General features: G+C 65.6%; 16 protein-coding genes and 2 pseudogenes. 13 read left to right on the top strand and 5 right to left on the bottom strand.

The features are described 5' to 3' along the window. Position 1 precedes the first annotated feature (1 nt). The 5 genes and pseudogenes from LRM40_RS11870 (at position 2) to LRM40_RS11860 (ending at position 4,742) form a co-directional block, all read left to right on the top strand. A complete protein-coding gene (locus LRM40_RS11870; RefSeq protein ID WP_009517701.1) occupies positions 2–1,726 on the top strand; it encodes a DUF262 domain-containing protein in 1,725 nt (574 codons plus the stop codon). 109 nt (positions 1,727–1,835) lie between these two features. Then, positions 1,836–2,390 carry a hypothetical protein gene (locus LRM40_RS11865; RefSeq protein ID WP_151123377.1) on the top strand — a complete coding sequence of 185 codons (555 nt, stop codon included), beginning with the start codon at positions 1,836–1,838 and terminating at the stop codon, positions 2,388–2,390. Then, a complete protein-coding gene (locus LRM40_RS21475; RefSeq protein ID WP_375143001.1) occupies positions 2,356–3,018 on the top strand; it encodes a TOTE conflict system archaeo-eukaryotic primase domain-containing protein in 663 nt (220 codons plus the stop codon). Before LRM40_RS11865 ends, LRM40_RS21475 begins: the two co-directional genes overlap by 35 nt. Then, positions 2,907–3,158: pseudogene (locus LRM40_RS21585) on the top strand (TOTE conflict system archaeo-eukaryotic primase domain-containing protein); the annotation flags it as partial. The gene LRM40_RS21475 and the pseudogene LRM40_RS21585, both read left to right, overlap by 112 nt. Before the next feature lie 39 nt (positions 3,159–3,197). Beyond that, positions 3,198–4,742 (top strand): DEAD/DEAH box helicase family protein, encoded by a 1,545-nt coding sequence (locus LRM40_RS11860; protein ID WP_375138555.1) that lies wholly within the window; start codon positions 3,198–3,200, stop codon positions 4,740–4,742. Positions 4,743–4,922: 180 nt separating this feature from the next. Here LRM40_RS11860 and LRM40_RS11855 read toward each other — a convergent pair. The 3 genes and pseudogenes from LRM40_RS11855 to LRM40_RS11845 all read right to left on the bottom strand — a co-directional run. Next, positions 4,923–5,252 (bottom strand): annotated as a pseudogene (locus LRM40_RS11855) (VUT family protein); the annotation flags it as partial. Between the two features lie 61 nt (positions 5,253–5,313). Continuing rightward, positions 5,314–6,591: a pectin acetylesterase-family hydrolase gene (locus LRM40_RS11850; protein WP_151123379.1), complete on the bottom strand. Its 1,278-nt coding sequence runs from the start codon at positions 6,589–6,591 to the stop codon at positions 5,314–5,316. 42 nt (positions 6,592–6,633) lie between these two features. Further along, the gene (locus tag LRM40_RS11845; RefSeq protein ID WP_151123380.1) at positions 6,634–7,386 is read right to left on the bottom strand and encodes a hypothetical protein; all 753 of its coding nucleotides are present in this window, start codon (positions 7,384–7,386) and stop codon (positions 6,634–6,636) included. A gap of 117 nt (positions 7,387–7,503) precedes the next feature. On the opposite strand from LRM40_RS11845, the gene LRM40_RS11840 reads away from it, so the two are divergent. The 7 genes from LRM40_RS11840 to ntrC all read left to right on the top strand — a co-directional run bounded on the left by LRM40_RS11840 (position 7,504) and on the right by ntrC (position 15,036). Beyond that, positions 7,504–8,316, top strand: a complete 813-nt coding sequence (locus LRM40_RS11840) for a TIGR00266 family protein (RefSeq protein WP_151123381.1) — start codon at positions 7,504–7,506, stop codon at positions 8,314–8,316. Between the two features lie 48 nt (positions 8,317–8,364). Further along, entirely contained in the window at positions 8,365–9,222 is an 858-nt protein-coding gene (locus LRM40_RS11835; RefSeq protein WP_151123382.1) for an EI24 domain-containing protein, read from the top strand. Positions 9,223–9,261: 39 nt separating this feature from the next. Then, the gene (locus LRM40_RS11830; RefSeq protein ID WP_151123383.1) at positions 9,262–10,050 is read left to right on the top strand and encodes a competence/damage-inducible protein A; all 789 of its coding nucleotides are present in this window, start codon (positions 9,262–9,264) and stop codon (positions 10,048–10,050) included. Between the two features lie 295 nt (positions 10,051–10,345). After that, positions 10,346–11,761, top strand: a complete 1,416-nt coding sequence (gene glnA / locus LRM40_RS11825) for a type I glutamate--ammonia ligase (RefSeq protein WP_151123384.1) — start codon at positions 10,346–10,348, stop codon at positions 11,759–11,761. Between the two features lie 75 nt (positions 11,762–11,836). Next, entirely contained in the window at positions 11,837–12,364 is a 528-nt protein-coding gene (locus tag LRM40_RS11820; RefSeq protein WP_231067519.1) for a hypothetical protein, read from the top strand. 19 nt (positions 12,365–12,383) lie between these two features. Next, positions 12,384–13,478, top strand: coding sequence for a nitrogen regulation protein NR(II) (gene glnL / locus LRM40_RS11815; RefSeq protein ID WP_259372460.1), 1,095 nt, complete (start codon positions 12,384–12,386; stop codon positions 13,476–13,478). A gap of 16 nt (positions 13,479–13,494) precedes the next feature. Next, positions 13,495–15,036: a nitrogen regulation protein NR(I) gene (gene ntrC / locus LRM40_RS11810; protein ID WP_151123386.1), complete on the top strand. Its 1,542-nt coding sequence runs from the start codon at positions 13,495–13,497 to the stop codon at positions 15,034–15,036. A gap of 24 nt (positions 15,037–15,060) precedes the next feature. Here ntrC and xth read toward each other — a convergent pair whose 3' ends face one another. Beyond that, the gene (gene xth / locus LRM40_RS11805; protein ID WP_151123387.1) at positions 15,061–15,834 is read right to left on the bottom strand and encodes an exodeoxyribonuclease III; all 774 of its coding nucleotides are present in this window, start codon (positions 15,832–15,834) and stop codon (positions 15,061–15,063) included. A 69-nt stretch (positions 15,835–15,903) separates the two neighbouring features. Between xth and LRM40_RS11800 the strand changes: the two genes are divergently transcribed. Further along, positions 15,904–19,044 (top strand): EAL domain-containing protein, encoded by a 3,141-nt coding sequence (locus LRM40_RS11800; protein ID WP_151123388.1) that lies wholly within the window; start codon positions 15,904–15,906, stop codon positions 19,042–19,044. Positions 19,045–19,057: 13 nt separating this feature from the next. On the opposite strand, the gene LRM40_RS11795 is transcribed toward LRM40_RS11800, so the two are convergent. Then, positions 19,058–19,633, bottom strand: a complete 576-nt coding sequence (locus tag LRM40_RS11795) for a DUF4337 domain-containing protein (protein ID WP_151123389.1) — start codon at positions 19,631–19,633, stop codon at positions 19,058–19,060. Positions 19,634–19,642: the final 9 nt, after the last annotated feature.

Below are 19,642 nucleotides of genomic sequence, written 5' to 3'. Positions count from 1 at the left end.
AATGAGTTCAAGTAAAAAGGGGCAGATCGAGAGCGCCAAGATCGTCATTGGCGAGGTGTTCTCGCGTTTCTGGTTCCGCATCCCGGATTACCAGCGAGCCTATGTCTGGGGCAAAGATGAGATTTCCGAGCTGATCGATGATGTGAATTACGCCAGCGAGCACAACCCGGAAGGGCAGTACTTTCTGGGTTCTATGGTGCTGCGTAAGGCAACTCGCACCACCGACGGGGTGAGCTTTGAAGAGTACGAACTACTGGATGGCCAGCAGCGTCTGACCACGTTAATGCTGATGCTGGCCTGCATCCGTGACCGAGTGACGGATGACAAGCTTAAAGCCGCTTGCCGTGAAATGCTGTTCCAGGAAGAGAACAAGTGGAAGAAGATTCCCGGTCGCAATCGCATCGTCTATGACATTCGCGATAACGTTGGCACCTTCATCGAAAGTTACATCAAAACTGATGGTGGCTCTCATAGCCCGGATTTGGTGGGCATCGCAGCCAGCAAGAACCTGTCGCTGTCGAATATGGCCGCAGGCTTGCAGACCATACATGCCAGTATTGATGACACCACCCGTTTTCCGTCTGAGGCAGACTTTGACCGCTTTGTCGGATATTTGCTGAACAACGCACTGTTCATCTATGTCTCCACCGAGGATCTGGACGACGCTTTCCGCCTGTTCACCATCCTTAACGACCGGGGCATCCCCCTGTCGAACAGCGACATCCTCAAGGCCAAAAACCTTGGCGCCATCAGCAAGGACAGTGAGCGCACCAAATGGGCCGAATACTGGGAGGAGGTCGAGGGCGAGATGGGTCGTGATGAATTCGACCGATTCCTATCCCTGGTGCGCACGATCTACGTGAAAGATAAGGCGCGCGAAGGTCTGCTCAAGGAATTCGACGAGCGCATCTACGGTGCCAAACCACCGTTGCTGGCGCTGGGCACTGACAGTTTTGAGGCTGTCAAAGCCTACAAGGACGCTTTCGACGAGGCAATCCAGTTTGATGGCCTGCCAACCAGCCTTGGCAACGCGTACCGCAACCGCATCAACGTGATGCGCCGTGGCTTGCCTGCCACCGATTGGATTCCACCGGTGCTGGCCTGGTATCGCAAATTCAAGGCTCAGAAACTGCTCGACCTGATCGAGCGCATCGATAACAAATTTTCGGCCGACTGGATTGTGCAGCTGACACCAACCCAGCGGATCAGCAACATGAACGAGGTGCTCAAGGCCATCGAGTCAGCCAGGACTCCAGACGAGGTCTTGGCCAGCAGGGTTTTCGATTTCGACTCTAAGCAGCTGATGGATCTGCTCGACGGTGCGATCTATGGGCGGCGCTTTGCCAGGTATGTGCTGTTGCGTTTGGAATATCTGCTGGCCAGTCATGCCGCACCCTTGAACTTGCCCGACGAGATCAGCGTCGAGCACATTCTGCCGCAGACACCGGGCAAAGCCAGCCAATGGCTCAAGGATTTCACCGATGCGCAGCGTGAGGTATGGCTTCACCGGCTCGGCAACCTGATGCTTCTGTCACGACGTAAGAACACGTCGCTGGGCAACCTGGACTTTGCCGATAAACGGGTGCGTTACTTCGAGGACCGAGTTGAAAGCTTGCCAAACTCCCAGCGTCTCCTGGCCTTGGGTACCTTCACTCTGGGTGATCTAGAGGTGCGGCATAAGGATTTGCTGAATCGTCTGGCCGGGTCATATGGGATCAAAGCATGACTCCGCAGCTGGTGGGCGGGAACTGGATTCTCGTTCGTATGTTGGCGACGGAGTTCTTGGCCCCGACTTTTAAACACAGCGCAACGATTCGGCCCAGGGAGTGAAGCGCGTGGCAACGAAGAAAACTCCGAAATCGACCCCCAGCTGGAGCGACGTTAAAACCAAACTGGCCGACTTCGACCGCGCTGGCCTGATGGGGCTTGTGCAAGACCTGTACGCCGCCAGTAAAGACAACCAGGCATTCCTGTACGCCCGCTTCGGACTCGGCGAAGATGTGCTCAAGCCCTACAAGGCCGCCATCGACCGCTGGCTCTGGCCCGACGTGTTCAAGAACCAGGACACCTCGGTAGCCAAGGCCAAAAAGGCTATTTCGGATTACAAGAAAGCTGTCGGGCAACCCGACGGACTTGCGGAACTGATGGTGTTTTACTGTGAGCGTGCAGCCGGGTTCAGCAACGACATTGGCCTGCAGGACGAGGGGTACTTCGACGCACTGGTGCGAATGTTCGAACAGGCCTTGAAGGCGATTGCTGCATTGCCCGATGCGGCGCGATCCACGCTCTGGGGACGTCTGTGCGTGGTTCGAAACATCAGCCACAACTTTGGTTACGGCGTAGGCGACGATATGGATGAGTTGCTTTCCGAGTACGGGGGCGATGACTGAACGGACAGCTCTCTCAACTTTGCAGGCCGAAAACGCCCGCCTGATCGCGCTTCTTGAATCCCACGGCATTGAGTGGCGTGCGCCGCAATCAGCTATCGTTGTGGCGAGGGAGCCGGAACCGTCCCGGCTTTCCACTGCCGAAAAGGTGGCGCTGTTCCGCCGTCTGTTTCGAGGCCGCACCGATGTCTATCCAGTTCGATGGGAAGGCAAGACCTCAGGCAAGTCGGGCTACGCACCAGCCTGCGCCAATGAGTGGCGCGCCGGTATCTGCGAAAAGCCGCGCATCAAATGCGGCGATTGCAGCAATCGCCTGCTGACCCCACTGTCCGATGCGGTGATCTACGATCACCTGGCCGGCGAGCACACAGTAGGCGTCTATCCGCTGCTGGAGGATGACACCTGCTATTTTTTGGCTGTGGATTTCGACGAGGCCGACTGGAGCGACGACGCGCGAGCGTTCATGCGGTCCTGCGAAGAGCACAGGGTGTTCCGGCTGCGCTGGAAATCTCGCGGTCCGGCAATGGCGCGCATGCATGGGTGTTTTTCGCCAGCCGGGTTTCAGCGCGTGATGCCCGCCGCTTGGGCACGGCCATCATCACCCATACCTGCGCTCGCACCCGGCAACTGAAGCTGGAATCCTATGACCGACTGTTCCCGAACCAGGACACCATGCCCAAAGGCGGGTTCGGCAACCTGATCGCCTTGCCGCTGCAGAAAGGTCCGAGGGAGCAGGGTTTCAGCGTCTTTGTCGATCCCGATCTGCGACCGTACCCTGATCAATGGGCGTTCCTCGCGTCCATCCAGCCGATGGCCGCGCACGATATCGAGCCGACCATCCTCCGGGCCTCGGGTGGCGTCCATCCGCTAGACGTCACCTTCATCGACGACGAGGACCTGGCCACGCCCTGGAAGCGCGAGAATACATCGGCCAAGAAACTGGCCGGTCCGATGCCGAAGTCACTGACCGTCACGCTGGCCAATCTGATCTATTTCGAGAAGGCCGAGTTGCCGCAGGCTCTGGCCAACCGGCTGATCCGGCTGGCGGCTTTCCAGAACCCTGAGTTCTACAAGGCCCAGGCGATGCGGATGTCGGTGTGGGACAAGCCGCGCGTCATTGGATGCGCCGAGAGCTATCCCCAGCACATCGCCCTGCCGCGCGGTTGCCTGGATGCCGCGCTGTCCTTGCTGCGAGAGAACGGTATTGCCTGTGACCTGCGAGACGAACGCTTCGGCGGCCAGCCGCTGGACGTGTCTTTCGTCGGCAGTCTGCGCCTCGATCAGGAAGCCGCTGTTGCAGGACTGCTCACCCACGATGCTGGCGTGCTGTGCGCGCCAACTGCCTTCGGCAAGACGGTCACCGCCGCCGCGATGATCGCCCGGCGGGGCGTCAACACCCTGGTGCTGGTGCATCGCACGGAGTTGCTCAAGCAATGGCAGGAGCGCCTGCAAGCTTTTCTGGGTGTCGCCAAGGGCGTGGTCGGCACCATAGGCGGCGGCAAGGCCAAACCGACTGGCAAGATCGACATCGCGGTGATGCAGTCCCTGTCCCGCCAGGGTGAGGTGAACCCGCTGGTCGAGGACTATGGGCAGGTGATCGTCGACGAGTGCCACCACGTCGGCGCAGTCTCCTTCGACGCGATCCTCAAGCGGACCAAGGCGAAATACGTGCTGGGCCTGACGGCGACCCCGATTCGCCGCGACGGGCAGCAGCCAATCATCTTCATGCAGTGCGGGCCGATCCGATACACGGCCGCCAAGCCAGCCGGGGCACCGCGTGATCTGGAAGTGCTGCCTCGTTCACGCTTCGGCCGGATCGACGTGCCGACCGATGCTGGCATTCAGGACGTCTTCCGGCACCTCGCCAACGATTCGGCCAGAACAGCTGCCATTGCCGCCGAGGTGCGCGATGCCGTCGCGCAGGGACGCAAGGTGCTGGTCCTGACAGAACGCACAGAACACCTCGATGCCATCAAGACGGAACTCGACAGCCTGCAACCGGCCCCGTTCGTCTTGCACGGAAGAATGTCCAGGAAGCAACGAGCGACGCTGGTCGCGGACCTGGATGCACTACCGCCCGACGCGCCGCGCGTCCTTTTGTCCACCGGCAAGCTGGTTGGCGAGGGATTCGATCACCCGCCGCTCGACACCCTGGTTCTCGCGATGCCGGTGTCTTGGAAGGGCACGTTGCAGCAGTACGCCGGGCGCCTGCACCGCGAGCACGCCAGCAAGACTGACGTGCGGATCATCGACTTCGTCGACACCGGTCATCCGGCGCTGCTGCGGATGTGGGACAAGCGGCAGCGTGGCTACCGGGCGATGGGGTATCGCATCAGCAGTGAAGATTTGAAGTGAGGTGTGAATTCGCCAGTGCCTGCAGCAACCCGCGCCAGTGCTCATAAGCTCGGGAGGCCGGTCGGCAGATGGTCAGCCACCCACCACCATCTACCCGGGAGAAGCCCCGCAAGGGCGTCTCCCAGAAGCGGGAACCCGAGAGGGTTCCCGTTTTTTTTCGTCCGTCCGGATCAGGGTGCCTCACCGGGGCTGTGTGTCGAGCTTGCGCAGCCGGGCCAGTGCCAAGGTCCATGCGGCCCCGCCGGCCAATTTGGCAACAAACATCAGCGGGACGTAGGCGAGGGAGAAGCCGGCGGCCAGCGGGAACACCAGCGAATCCACCAGAGCTCCAGCGGCGTTGGATCCGTTCGAACGCAGCAGCCAAGGACCGCGCAGCGCCGAAAAGACCGCCCAGTCCACCGGTGCCGCCGAGGTGAAGGCCGCCGATCCGGCCCACCCGATGCGGCCGGCATCCGGGTTGAACACGTAGGTCAATGCACCGGCGGCGATCGGCGGCAGCGCAGCGAGGACGGAGGCCGTGAGTGTGGCCTCCGGCTCCTGCGGGCGATGCCGGTCAGATCAAGGGTGAGGCTCAGAGGATGCGGTTCAGCAGCCGCAGGATGGGGCTGAGCCACTGGGTCAGGTCGCTGACTTGGTCGGCTTCGACGTTGCGCATCGTCGGTCCGCGGTCCAGCAGGTTGTCGACGAAGGGGCTGATGTCGGTCAGGCCCTGTTCCTGGATGCCCGTGCCCGAGAAGTCCACGATGGTCAGGCAGTGGCTGTCGTTGAAGTCGCGGTAGAAGGGGACGTGATAGTCGATGTTGGGAGCCGCATCCAGCAGCGGGAGCCAGTTGGCCAGGTCGGTGCGCCACAGCGCGTTGAGCTTCTGGGCGCGCACGTCCGGGTCGGGCTCGTTGGCGATGTCCGGGAAGAAATCGGTGTAGCTGAAGCCGGAGAAGGTGCCGTCGGTCTGGAAGACGAGGTAGCCGAAACGGTCCTGCGGGTACTTTCGGGCCAGTGCGGCGTTGAGCGATCCGAGGTTGTTGGTGTCCAGACCGGGGATCTTGCGGGCCAGCTGTGTCACCAAGCCCTGGGGACCGTCCAGCCCCCAGGCCTGACGGATGCGCTCATGCAGCGGCAGGGAGGGCGACTGCTGCGGGGTGTTGCCGCGGGGCGCGCTGAACAGGGGGCCCGAATCGGCCAGCAGGCTGCTCTGTCCTGACGGGGCCAGCACCTGCCGCACCGTCTGGTAGTTGACCGTGGAGCCGACGCCGCCGGCGGAAAAACCGCCCACGAGCAAATTGTCAGGCCGGCCCCAATGGCTGCGCAGCCAGGCCATGGCGGCGCGGATGTTCACCTGACCCTGGTGGTGCTGGACGCGCGGGTGTGCGGGGTCGGCATCGGCATAGACAACCAGGGCCTGGCCGGCATGCACATCCCCCGTGCAGTAGGGCAGGTAGACCAGACTCCAGTCCTGGGTGCGGACCTTCTGCAGCGGGTCCAGGCGAGAGGAGAACGGGGTCACGAGGCCCCGGGCCGCCATGTACTTCAGCGACTTCATGTAATCCGGCGGGATGCCGTCCGGATTGCTGGCGGCGTACTCGCCCTTGCCTTCGCAGGCGTTCTGATCCCAGCAGGCGCCACCACCTTCGAATGTGATGGCCACGTCGTGGTTCAGCGGGGTGCGGTTGACGAAGAAGCGGTAGGGCGTGCCGTTGCCGCAGGAGGCGCCGGAGGAGGCCGGCAGTTCCACCATGTCCCAGGTGAAGTAGCCCGCCTGGGCCCAGGGGCTGAGCAGCATGGCGCCACACAGCAGCCAGCGCCGCAGTGCGCTGGGCGTGCCGGTCATCCGCAGGAAGAGCGTGTGCATGGTGGGGTCTCCTCTCGTGTGTGTTGTGGGGGCGAAGACGGGTCAGGGCGCCGGAGCCGAGGCGGCGTACACGCGCGTGCGCACCTGGGTCAGCCGGGACTGGAGCGCGGCGTTGTCCGGGGGATGGCCCGCCTGGGCACGCCACTGGCTCAGGACCTGGGCCTGGGCGGCCAGGTAGGCTGCGTCTCGTGGATCGGCCGCCGGGGCGGCCTTGTCCACCTGGGTTTGGCGCCAGCGCACCAGGGTTTGCTCGCGGGCTTGGGCATCGGGCTCCAGTTCGGCGAGCACGGCGGATTTGAGGGCGAGCGCCTCGGGGCCGCTCAGCTCGCCTTGGGCCAGGTGGGGGTCGATCTCGCCGTCGATCTGACGGGCCAGTGCCTGGGTTCCGGGCCCGTGGTCCTGGCGGTGCAGCGCGTCCTGGAAGCGCTGCCCCCGTCGCTGGAAGCCGAGCCAGCGCGCGATGCGCTGAAGCTCCGAGGCCGCGTCGGGGGTGTCAGCCAGAGCCTGGCGCAGCTGCGCCCATTCCTGTGGCGTGAGCTCCTCTGGCACCGACGAGGCTGACAGGGCGGCGGCTGACGGAGCCGGGGGCTGGGCGGACGGGGCTGTCGAGAGGGACAATTGCCGCGCGGGCTGGCGCGGTGCGGTGGCGGCCAGCGCAGCGGGGGAAGGGGGCGACCGGTCTTCCGCCGAGGGCCATGCCCACAGCACCGCCCCGGCCAGGGCGCAGACGACCAGCACCGCGATGGCCTTGCTGCGGTGCGACGAGTCCGACCCACGGGATGGTGCGCTGTTCATGCCGGCGCAGTCTGCCGTTCGCTGCGCAAAACGCCATCCCGAGTTCGCATGGGCGGTGCGGGGTCATGCGCCTTGGGTACCATCTGCCCCTTCTGACTCAATCCGAAGGGGATCACGATGGCCATGGATGTGGTGGACTATGAAATCAAGGGTTCGGAGATGCAGTTCGTCGAAGTCGAACTGGATCCGGGCGAAGCGGCCGTGGGCGAAGCAGGCAGCATGATGTTCATGGACGCCGGCATTGGCATGGACACCGTGTTCGGGGATGGTTCCAAGTCCACCGGCGGCCTGTTCGGCAAGCTGCTGGGCGCCGGCAAGCGCCTGATCACCGGCGAATCGCTGTTCACCACCGTCTACACCAACCAGGCCAGCGGCAAGCAGCGGGTGGCCTTTGCCGCACCGTACCCGGGCAAGATCCTGCCCATGGACTTGCGCCAGCTCGGCGGCATGCTGGTTTGCCAGAAGGATGCCTTCCTGTGCGCGGCGCGCGGCGTGTCGCTGGGCATCTATTTCCAACAGAAGCTGTCGGTCGGCTTCTTCGGCGGTGAAGGCTTCATCATGCAGAAGCTCGAGGGCGACGGCCTGGCCTTCGTGCATGCCGGGGGCACCGTCGTGCGCCGGGAACTGCAGCCCGGGCAGACCCTGCTGGTGGACACGGGCTGCGTGGTGGCCTTCACGCCCGATGTGAACTTCGAGATCCAGTACGTGGGCAAGGTCAAGACCGCGCTGTTCGGCGGCGAGGGCCTGTTCTTCGCCAAGCTCACCGGCCCCGGCACGGTCTGGCTGCAGAGCCTGCCCTTCTCCCGCCTGGCCAGCCGTGTGTTCGCCGCGGCCCCGCAGAACGGTGGCTCGCGTGAAGAGGGCTCCTTGCTGGGCGGCTTCGGTGCGGGTGGCCTGCTCGGTTCCGTGCTGGGCGGCGACGACGAATGACCCCTGCGACCCGGTGCCTGGAGCGGAGCCTGCGGCCCGCCGGATGACATGAAGCTGCTTCTGGACTCCTTCTGGCGGGCTGCGGCCTACCTGATGCGCCCGCGGGTGCTGGCGCTGACCCTGCTGCCGCTGCTGATCGCCGGCGGCCTGTTCCTGGTGCTGGGCTACTTCTTCTGGGAACCGGCGGTGGCCGCCGTGCGCAGCCAGCTCGAGAGCTGGTCGCTGATCGACGCGGCCCTGCAGTGGCTTGACACCTACATGGGGGCCAGTTTCCGGGCCGTGATGGCGCCGATGATCATCGTGGCCCTGGCCGTGCCGGTGGCGGTGGTGATGTCCCTGCTGCTGGTGGCGCTGCTGATGATGCCGGTCCTGGTGAGCCTGGTGGCCGAACGCCGCTTTCCGGGGCTGGAGCGCAAGCGGGAGGGGCGTCTGTGGGAAAGCGCCTGGCGCTCCGGGCTCTTCACCCTGGTGGCCATGGTGGCGCTCGTCCTCACGGTGCCGCTGTGGCTCGTGCCGCCGCTGGCGCTGGTGATTCCGCCGGTGATCTGGGGCTGGCTCACGGCCCAGGTCATGACCTATGACGCGCTGGCCGAGCACGCCAGTCGGGAGGAGCGTCTCGACCTGCAGCGGGAGCACCGCTGGCCCCTGCTGCTGATCGGGCTGATTTCAGGCTTTCTGGGGGCCGCGCCCTCGCTGATCTGGGCCATCAGCGCCATGACGCTGATCCTGGCACCGCTGCTGATTGCCGTCTCCATCTGGCTCTACACGCTGGTGTTCGCGTTCTCCTGCCTGTGGTTCGTCCATTACCTGCTGGCTGCGTTGCAGCGGGCGCGGGCGCGCGCGGGTGAGGCGGTCGCTGTCGCGTCCGTCGCCCTGCCGCCCGAGCCAGGGTCTGCCCAGGGCTGAAGCGGCGTTCCTCTGTTCCACCTCATCCACACCGTCTCCATGAACTTCGGTCTCATCATCATCGGCGACGAGATCCTCTCCGGCCGCCGCCAGGACAAGCACATGGCCAAGGTCATCGAACTGCTGGCCGCGCGCGGCCATGCGCTGGCCTGGGTGCGCTACATCGGTGACGACCGGGAGCGCATCACCGTGGCCCTGCGGGAGGCGTTCGCCAGTGGTGACATCGTGTTCTCCTGTGGCGGCATCGGTGCCACGCCGGACGACCACACCCGCCAGTGCGCGGCCCTGGCCTGCGGACAGCCGCTGCAACTGCACCCCGAGGCCAAGGCCCTGATCCTGGAGCGCATGCGTGACGTGGCCATCGAACAGGGTGTGCCCTACGAGCCGGACCGGGCCGACAACGTGCATCGCCTGAACATGGGGGTCTTTCCGCTGGGCGCGTCGCTGATCCCCAACCCCTACAACAAGATCCCCGGGTTTTCCGTGGGGCATGTGCACTTCGTGCCGGGCTTTCCGGTCATGGCCCATCCGATGATCGCGTGGGTGCTGGATCAGCGCTACGCCGATCTGCGCTCGCCCGAGCACGCCGAACTGGCCCTCTATGTGTTCGGGGCCAATGAAGCCTCCCTCACGCCGCTGATGGAGGAGATCGAGGCCCGGTTCGATGGCGTCCGGGTCTTCAGCCTGCCCAGCGTGGATCACCCCGAACGGGGGCTGCACATCGAGTTGGGCGTCAAGGGCCCGCCCCAAGCGGCGGCGGCGGCGTTCGAGCATCTGCAGCAGGCTTTGGCGGCGCGCGCGGGTCTGCGCATCCAGCTCGCGGGATGATTCCAAAACGGTGCACCCAAAACGCACCAAATTGGTGACAAACATTCCAAAACGGGGCTGAGCGCCGGCCGGCACGCCGCCGGGTGGCTTGCCTCGGTGCATGTGCCGCCCAGGGGCGCAAGTCTGGACGGCCTGTTCGACCGAGTGGGATGAGTGGGATCACCAATTGTGGGCATGGTTTCTGCTACATTTTTCCCCGCTGTGATGCCCCCGGACTGGTTGTAGACAAGCGCCATTTCCAGCCCGACATCCTCCGAGCAACTTGTTGACAACTCATCCGCCAGGAGCCTTTTTGATGGCCAAGACCGTCGCCGATGTGATGAAGCTGGTGAAGGACAACGAAGTCAAGTTCGTTGACTTCCGCTTCACCGATACCCGTGGCAAGGAACAGCACGTGTCCGTGCCGGTTTCCGCCTTTGACGAAGACAAGTTCACGTCGGGCCATGCCTTCGACGGCTCCTCGATCGCCGGTTGGAAGGGCATCGAAGCCTCCGACATGCTGCTGATGCCGGATCCGAACACGGCCAACATCGATCCCTTCTTCGAAGAGCCGACCCTGATCCTGACCTGCGACGTCATCGACCCCACCGATGGCAAGCCCTACGAGCGCGATCCGCGCTCGCTGGCCAAGCGCGCCGAAGCCTACATGCGCGCTTCCGGCCTGGGCGACACCGCCTACTTCGGCCCGGAACCCGAGTTCTTCGTGTTCGACAGCATCCGCTGGGGCAACGACATGTCCGGCTGCTTCTTCAAGATCGAATCCGAAGAAGCCGCCTGGAACACCGGCAAGGAATACGAGCACGGCAACACCGGCTACCGTCCCACCGTCAAGGGTGGCTACTTCCCGGTGCCCCCGGTCGACAGCGGCCAGGACATGCGCTCGGAAATGTGCCTGCTGCTCGAGCAGATGGGCATTCCGGTCGAAGTGCACCACCACGAAGTGGCCAACGCCGGCCAGATGGAAATCGGCACCAAGTTCAGCTCGCTGGTCGAGCGTGCGGACTGGCTGCAACTGCAGAAGTACATCATCGTGAACGTCGCCAATGCCTACGGCAAGACCGCGACCTTCATGCCCAAGCCGATCGTGGGTGACAACGGCTCCGGCATGCACGTGCACCAGTCCGTGTGGAAGGACGGCAAGAACCTGTTCGCTGGCGACGGCTATGCCGGCCTGAGCGAGTTCGCGCTGTACTACATCGGCGGCATCATCAAGCACGCCCGTGCCCTGAACGCCATCACCAACCCCGGCACGAACTCGTACAAGCGCCTGGTGCCCGGCTTCGAAGCCCCGGTGAAGCTGGCCTACTCGGCCAAGAACCGCTCGGCCTCGATCCGCATCCCGTACGTGGCCAACCCGAAGGGCCGCCGCATCGAAGCGCGCTTCCCGGATCCCTCGGCCAACCCGTACCTGGCCTTCGCAGCCCTGCTGATGGCCGGTCTGGACGGCGTGGAGAACAAGATCCACCCGGGCGAAGCCGCCACCAAGGACCTGTACCACCTGCCGCCGGAAGAAGACGCGAAGATCCCGACCGTCTGCCACAGCCTGGACCAGGCCCTGGACTACCTGGACAAGGACCGCGCGTTCCTGACCAAGGGTGGCGTCTTCACCGATGCCTACATCGATGCCTACATCGAGCTGAAGATGCAAGAGGTGACCCGCTTCCGCATGGCCACGCACCCGGTCGAGTACGACATGTACTACGCTCTGTGACCTGCACGGCAGGCATGCTCAACGGAAAGGGGGCGGCGTTTGCCGTCCCTTTTTTTTTCGAGTGACAATGCCCTCATGACGTCTTCCGCCCCGTCTCCGCTTCGTCCCATTGCCATGCGTTGGCTGGCTGCTGGCTCGCTGGTGCTGACCCTGTCGGCGCCCTTGCCGTCCATGGCCCAGGCAGGCTCTGTCTACTACGTGTGTCCGGGCAATGTGTTCACCAACACGCTGAGCGCCAAGGAGGCCGCCCAGAAGGGCTGCAAGGCCAAGGAGGCGACGGAGCCCACCACCATCTCCGGCCCCAAGCCGCGTTCGGCATCTGCCGCGCCGGCCAGTGGCGCAGGCGTCGAGGCCAGGGTGGACCGCAACGAGCAGAAGGCCCGTGACAGCGATGCCAAGCGCATCCTGTCGGACGAACTGAGCAAGGCGCAGGGCGAGCTCGATGCCCTCAAGAAGGAATACAACAACGGTCAGCCCGAGCGTCGGGGTGATGAGCGCAACTACCAGAAGTATCTGGATCGCACGGCCGATCTGAAGGCATCCATCGCGCGCAAGGAGGCCGATGTGGCGGCCATCAAGCGCGAACTGGGCAAGCTGGACTGAGCCGGCCGGTGCTGTGAGGGTGAAATTGCTCCGCTCCCAGGAATCTGCCGAGGCCCGCGCCTGGGAGAGTTTCGATCTGCTGGCCACCATGGTGGCAGTGGTCAACCCGGACGGCAGTTGCCTGTATGCCAATGCCGGGCTGGAGACCATGATCGGCCAGTCGCGCCGCTCACTGGTGAAAAGCTCTCTGCTGGACTGGTTTCGTGAACCGGCCCAGCTGCACGAGGCCATTCAGGCCGTCTCCCGCAACGAATTCGCCACCCGTCGCTTCGAAGGCGCCTTGCGCCGCAGCGTGGTGGGCTTCACCGATCCGCTGCCCGTCCATGTGATCGTCAGCCAGACCGAGCCATCCCATCAGCGCATCCTGGTCGAGATGCTCGAGATCGAGCAGCAGACCCGCCAGGACCGCGAGGAGCGGGCCATGGGGCAGGCGCAGATCACCAAGGAACTCATCCGCAATCTGGCGCATGAGATCAAGAACCCGCTGGGCGGCATCCGTGGCGCGGCCCAGCTGCTGGCCATGGACCTGCCCTCGCCGGAGCTGACCGAGTACACCCAGGTCATCATCCACGAGGCTGACCGTCTGCAGACCCTGGTGGACCGCTTGCTGGCGCCCCACCGCAAGCCGCATGTGATCGGTGATGTGAACATCCACGAGGTCTGTGAGCGGGTGCGGGCGCTGGTGCTGGCCGAACACTCGCGCGGGCTGGCCGTGGAGCGCGATTACGACGCCTCGCTGCCCGAATTCCGAGGCGACCGAGAGCAACTCATCCAGGCCCTGCTCAACATCGTTCACAACGCCTGCCAGGCGCTGAGCGAGCGGATCGAGCAGGGCGACGCCCGCATCGTGCTGCGCACGCGCGTGGCGCGACAAGTGACCATTGGCAAGCAGCGATATCGACTGGCACTGGAATTGCATGTCGAGGACAACGGACCAGGCATCCCCGACAGCCTGAAGGAGCGCATCTTCTACCCCCTGGTGTCAGGGCGTGAAGGGGGCTCCGGGCTGGGGCTCACTCTGGCGCAAACCTTCGTCCAGCAGCATCAGGGCACGATCGAATGCGACAGTGAGCCGGGACGCACGGTCTTCAAGATCCTGATCCCGTTGCCCTGACGCAAAGACTGCCCCCATGAAACCCATCTGGATCGTCGACGACGATCAATCCATCCGCTTCGTGCTGGAGAAGGCGCTGGCGCGCGAACAGCTGCCGGTGCGCAGCTTTGCCAACCCCCGCGAGGTGCTGGCGGCGCTGGCCGACGACGAGCCCCAGGTGCTGGTCAGCGACATCCGCATGCCCGGCGGCTCGGGCCTGGATCTGCTGGGCAAGGTCAAGGAGCAGTTGCCCAACCTGCCGGTCATCATCATGACCGCCTACTCGGATCTGGACAGTGCGGTTTCCGCCTTCCAGCGCGGGGCCTTCGAATACCTGCCCAAGCCCTTCGACCTGACCAAGGCGGTGGAACTGATCCGCCGGGCGGTGGAGGAGAGCCTGCGCGAGGAGGTGAGCGACGAGCGCAACCTGCCGGTGCCCGAGATCCTCGGCCAGGCCCCGGCCATGCAGGACGTGTTCCGCGCCATCGGGCGGCTCTCGCAGAGCAACGTCACGGTGCTGATCACCGGCGAGTCCGGCTCGGGCAAGGAATTGGTGGCCCGGGCATTGCACCGCCACAGCCCGCGCGGCGAGCAGGGCAGCAACGGTCCCTTCATCGCCATCAACACGGCGGCCATTCCCAAGGACCTGCTGGAGTCCGAACTGTTCGGCCACGAGCGCGGCGCCTTCACCGGCGCGCAGACCATGCGCCGCGGCCGCTTCGAACAGGCCGATGGCGGCACCCTGTTCCTGGACGAAATCGGCGACATGCCTTTCGACCTGCAGACGCGCCTGCTGCGCGTGCTGTCGGACGGCCAGTTCTACCGTGTGGGCGGGCACCAGCCGCTCAAGGCCAATGTGCGGGTCATCGCCGCCACCCACCAGAACCTGGAGCAGCGGGTGCGCGATGGCGCCTTCCGCGAAGACCTGTTCCACCGACTGAACGTCATCCGCCTGCGCCTGCCGCCGCTGCGCGAGCGCTCCGACGACGTGCCGGCCCTGGCCCGCTTCTTCCTGCAGAAGAGCGCCAAGGAACTGGGGGTCGAGCCCAAGCGCATCACCGACGAGGCCCTGGAGCGCCTGAAGGCCTTCAGCTTCCCGGGCAATGTGCGTCAGCTGGAAAACATCTGCCACTGGCTCACCGTCATGGCCCCGGCCCAGGTGATCGAGAGCAAGGACCTGCCTCCCGAGATCCTCAGCCAGTCGCCCGTGGGGGATCTGGCGGCCACGGCCGCACCTTCGACGGTGATGCCTGTCGCCAGCGGTCTGCCGCAGGGCCTGCCCACGCAGGAGGCGCCGGCGGTGTCGTCGCCAGGTGCTCTGCCGGCTGCCGAACAGGTGGCGTCCCAGGGGTTGAGCAGCGACCCGCGCTGGCTCAGCGACCTGGAGATCGAGGCCCGGCGCTTGCTGGAATCCGGCTCGCCCGAGGTCTGGGACCTGCTCACGCGCCAGTTCGAGGCCCGGCTCATCCGCACGGCCCTGCACATCACCCGCGGCCGGCGCATCGAGGCGGCCCAGAAGCTGGGCATCGGCCGCAACACCATCACCCGCAAGATCCAGGAACTGTCCCTGGACGACTGAGCGGACGGTGCCCGGACGCCCGCCTCAGGGCTGGGCGTCCAGCGTCACGATCACCGGGGCATGGTCGCTGGGGCGTTCGTTCTTGCGCGGCGCCTTGTCGATCTCGCAGGCCGACACGCGGGGCTTGAGCGCCGGGCTGACCAGGATGTGGTCGATGCGCAGGCCCTGGTTCTTGCGGAAGGCCAGGTTGCGGTAGTCCCACCAGCTCCAGCTCTTGGGGGGCTGCTCGAAGAGCCGGAAGGCGTCGCTCAGGCCCAGGCCCAGCAGCTGCTGGAAATGCGCACGCTCTTCCGGGGTGCAGTGGATCTGGCCGGCCCAGGCCACCGGATCGTAGACATCACGGTCTTCCGGGGCGATGTTGAAGTCGCCCATCAGCACCAGCTGCGGATGGCGGGCGAGTTCCTCCCGGACCCAGGCGCGCAGCGCATCGAGCCACTGCATCTTGTACGCGAACTTCTCGCTGCCCGGCGCCTGCCCGTTCGGGAAATAGGCGCCGATGACCCGTGTGTCGCCCACCGTGCCGGCGATGACGCGGGCCTGCTCGTCGGCCAGGCCCGGGATGTTCCTGGTGATGTCGCTGGCGGCCTCGCGCGACAGCAGGGCCACGCCGTTGTAGGTCTTCTGGCCGTGGAAGGCGACGCGGTAGCCCGCGGCCTCGATCTCGGCCTGCGGGAACTTGTCGTCGGTCAGCTTGGTTTCCTGCAGGACCAGGGCATCGACCGGGTGCGCGGCCAGCCAGTCCAGCAGCTGGGGCAGGCGCACGGCCAGGGAGTTCACATTCCAGGTGGCGAATTGCATCCGCGCATGCTAGCGAATCCGGCCCGTTTCCGGGCGTGAAGCGGCATGGCCTTTGCTAAACCTGCGGATATGCCTGATACAACCCGAAACCCTTTCGCTCGCCTGCTGTCGCGGCTGAGCGTGGGGCGCAAGCTGCTGCTGATCTACCTGCTGGATCTCTGCGCGGTGATCTACGTCACCAGCATCCTGGTCAACGAGAAGTTCCTCTTCATCGATTTCGCCCGCAAGGAGATCGCGGGCAACACCTACATCAGCACCCTGCGGGACACGCTGATCGATGGCGCCCGCCTGGGCGCCGATGCCGCCCCCCGCCTGAGCTGGCCGCAGCATGTCCAGCGCCTGCGTGCGCAAGAGCAGGAGCACGGCGCCGGCATGGGCAGCGGTGAGCTCAACCAGCACCTGGTGGCGGCACTGGAGCCTTCGCCCACGGCATCCGCCGTCATCGGCGAAGGGCGCGCCCTGCTGACCCGCCTGGGCAACCAGTCCAACCTGATCCTCGATCCGGACCTGGACAGCTATTACATGATGTCCCTCATCGTGCTGCGCTTTCCCGAACTGCTGGAGGTGCAGCACCGCATCGTGACCCACCTGGCCCGGCACCGCGACACCTCGCGCGCCACGCAGTACCTGGTGCTGGAAGGCCAGCTGGATGCCACCCTGAGGGGCATGCAGTCGGATTGGTCGGAGGCCCTGGCGGCCCGGCCGGCACTGATGGCTCTTCAGGGCCAGCGCGAGGCGGCTCTGGTGGCGCAGATCGAGGCCTTCCGCACCGCTGCCCGCCAATGGGTGGAGGCACCGGAAGACGCCAATGCCCAGGCCGTGCTGAAGAGCGCGCAGCAGGCGCTGCTGGAGCAGTTGCGTGACACCTGGCACGGTGCCGGCGACACGCTGGACATGATGCTGAACGAGCGGGTGTCCGGGCTCTACACGCGCATGTGGCTGCACCTGGGCACGGCGCTCTTCCTGCTCAGCTGCATCCTGGGCATGGTCTACATGGTGGCGCAGCAGATCCGCTTTCCTCTGCGTCGCCTGTCCCAGGTGGTGGACACCGTGGGCCGCACGGGTGACCACAGCCTGCGGGCCGAATGGTCCAGCCAGGACGAGATCGGACGCCTGGTCAACGGCTTCAACGGCATGCTGGAGGAGCTGGACCGCGCCCGCGAGGAGCAGCAGGAACTGGCCGCCAGTGCGCGTGCGGCCCACGCCCAGCAGGCCCTGCTGGAGGCCACGCCCATCGCCATCGTGGTGACCGCCATTCCCGGCCACGAGGTGCTGCACGCCAATGCGCCGGCCGAGGCCTGGCTGGCCGGGCGACGGCGCGATCCCTGGGCCACCGGGCTGGAGCCCTCGGTGCGGGCCCGCTTCTTCCAGCAGCTGGCCGATCGGGGGGCGGTGGACGAGTTCGAAGTCCGCTGGCATGGCGGCAGCGAGACGGCCTGGGCGGTGCTTTCCGCCCGGCGCCTGGCCTACCAGGGACAGGATGCGGTGCTGACCCTCTTCACCCCCATCAACCACCTGAAGTTGATGGAGCGGCGCCTGGAACTGTGGGCCAAGGTGTACGAAGCCTCCTCCGAGGGCATCCTGATCGTCGATGCCGACCGGCGGGTGCTGTCGGCCAACCAGGCCTTCTACCGCTCCACCGGCCACGATGTGGGCGAGGTGGTCGGCGCGGCACCCGAGATCCTGTTCCAGGTGCCCGCCGCGACGCTGGAGACCCTCTGGGAGGTGGTGGCCAAGCGCGGCACCTGGCAGGGCGAACTGCGCCTGAAACGCCACAACGGCAGCGACTTCCCGGCCTGGCTGATGGTCAGCGGCGTGCGTGAACCGCAGGGCGCCTGGTCGCACTACATCTTCACCTCCATCGACATCAGCGACCGCAAGAAGAGCGAGGAGCGCATCCAGTACCTGGCGCACCACGACGTGCTGACGGGGCTGCCCAACCGCACCTTGTGCATCGAGCGCCTGCGCATGGCCCTGCAGCAGGCCCAGCGCACTGGCGAGCACGTGGCCCTGCTGTTCGTGGATCTGGACCGCTTCAAGGACATCAACGACACCCTGGGCCACCATGTGGGCGACGGGGTGCTGCGCTCGGTGGCGCAGCGCCTGTCGGACGCGGTGCGTGCCGGCGACACCGTCAGCCGACTCGGGGGCGACGAGTTCATCATCGTGCTCAGCGGGGTGCATGGCGCGGACGAGGTGGCGCATGTGGTGGACCAGCGCCTGATCCCGTTGATCCGGGCGCCGCACCGGGTCAACGAGCACGAATTGCATGTCTCCTGCAGCGTGGGCATCGCGATGTACCCCGACGATGCCGACGAGCTGGACCTGCTGATGCGCCATGCGGACACGGCCATGTACCAGGCCAAATCCGAGGGGCGCGACAGTGCGCAGTTCTACAGCCAGGAGATGACCGAGCGCGCCCAGCAGCGCCTGACCATGGAAACTGCACTGCGCCAGGCGGCCGACGGCGAGGGCCTGACCCTGCACTGGCAGCCCCGGGTGGCGGCCGGCACGGGGGCGCTGATGGGCGTGGAGGGCCTGCTGCGCTGGCAGCATCCGGACCTGGGCGCGGTCTCACCCGCCCAGTTCATTCCGGTGGCCGAGGAATCGGGCCTGATCGTGCCGATCGGGGCCTGGGTGATCGAGGAAGCCTGCCGGCAGATCCAGGCCTGGCAAGGGGCCGGACAACTGCCGCGGGAGGTGTCGGTGAACCTGTCGGCCCTGCAGCTGCGCCACCCCGGACTGCTGGACCATCTGCGTGCCTGCCTGCAGCGCTACGCCGTGCCCCAGGGCGTGCTGGAGCTGGAGTTGACCGAGTCGATGCTCATGGACAGCGTGGAGGCCAACCTGGCGGTGCTGCGCGAGATCCGTGCCCTGGGCGTCGGACTGGTGATCGATGATTTCGGCACTGGCTACTCCAGCCTCAACTACCTCAACCGCTTTCCCATCGACCGGCTCAAGATCGACCGCTCCTTCGTGCTGGGCATGCTGGAGGACAGCACCCATCTGGCGGTGATCCACGCCGTGATCGGCCTGGGGCACACGCTGGGCCTGACGGTGGTGGCCGAAGGCGTGGAAACCGAGGCACAGGCTCAGGCGCTGACCCAGGCCCGCTGCGATGAACTGCAGGGCTATCTCTACGGCCGACCGATGCCTGCGCAGGCGCTCGCGCGATGGAGCGAGGACCGCGGGGCGGTGGCCCCCGCCTGAGCCCCCGGCGGATTCACAGGTGCAGCAGGGCGGCCACGCCGATGGCGATGCCCACCACGCCGCCACCGATCGTGGCCCATTCCAGCCAGCGGCGCCGGGTCAGCAGGGCGATGGCGGCCAGCGCGATGGCCACCTGCAGCACCGTGGTGGCCTGGGCCCAGCGGTGGTGGATGTGCAGCTGCTGTTCGGAGCGCTCATCCCAGTCCTTGGATTCCTTCTCCAGCGCCTCGGCCTGGACCTTGATGGCCTCCTTCTCGGTCTTGTAGCGCTGGGCCTGCTGTTCGTAGTCGGCCCGCTTGGCCTCCGGCGCCAGCACGGCGGCCAACTCCGCCAGGCTCTGCTTGCTGCTCTTGGCCTGGTAGAAGTTCCACTGGTCCGAGGCTTCGGTCTTCTTGATGGCGGCCGTGTTCTTGTCCAGCACGGCATTGGCCTGGGCGGTGCCGCCCATGTAGGAGAACAGCGCGCCCACCGTGGCCAGGATGGCGGTCACCACCGCCAGCTGGCCTGCCATGCCGCCGGGATCGGCGTGGGCGGCGTGTTCGAGTTCGTGATCGTGGGGACCGTGGACATGGAAACCGTGACCGGACATGGTGGGAGC

This window comes from Ideonella dechloratans, assembly GCF_021049305.1.
Taxonomy (GTDB): domain Bacteria; phylum Pseudomonadota; class Gammaproteobacteria; order Burkholderiales; family Burkholderiaceae_C; genus Ideonella; species Ideonella dechloratans.
Note: the sequence above shows the minus strand (reverse complement) of the source record. Positions and strands in the feature narration are given on the sequence as shown.